Origin of the sequence: Bradyrhizobium sp. CCBAU 25338, assembly GCF_028128965.1 — a bacterium.
Classification (GTDB): domain Bacteria; phylum Pseudomonadota; class Alphaproteobacteria; order Rhizobiales; family Xanthobacteraceae; genus Bradyrhizobium; species Bradyrhizobium liaoningense.
Map to the genome: position 1 here is coordinate 163374 of NZ_LFKY01000002.1, position 578 is coordinate 163951.

Consider the following 578-nt stretch of genomic DNA (forward strand, 5'->3'; position numbering starts at 1 on the left):
GACGAAGTCCAGCGACCAGCGCGCGTTCGGCCTCGCCTCGACCAGGATCGGGGCACGGGTCCCCACGGCCTTGCGGCGAGCCCGCCGTTTGCGGACGGTGAGCCCTTCCTCGCGGTAAAGCCGGTAGATCCGGTTGATCCCCGATGGCTCGCCCTCCCGCCGCAGCAAGACGAACAACCGGCGATAGCCGAAACGCCGCCGCTCGTTGGCGAGATCGCGCAATCGGCCACGCAGAACTGCGTCCGGCGGGCGGCTGGAGCGATAGCGGATCATCTTCCGATCCGCCCCCACAATCGAGCAGGCCCGCCGTTCCGACAGGCTCATGACGGCCTGCAGATGCGCGATCGCAGCGCGCTTGGCGGCGGGCCCTACCATTTTTTTGAAAGGAGCTCGCGAAGTGCGGCCGCATCGAGCATCTGCTCGGCCAGAAGCTTCTTCAGCTTCGCGTTCTCCTCTTCCAAGGCCCTCAGCCGCTTCGCTTCGGAAACGTCCATGCCGCCGAATTTGGCCTTCCAATTGTAGATCGTCGCCTCGGAAACACCGTGCTTGCGAGCCAGGTCGGCTGTCTTCGCCCCAGC

The 578-nt window shown here is 65.7% G+C and carries 1 pseudogene; it reads right to left on the bottom strand.

The features are described from left to right. Window positions 1–578, bottom strand: a pseudogene (locus ACM42_RS02250) (transposase); the annotation flags it as partial.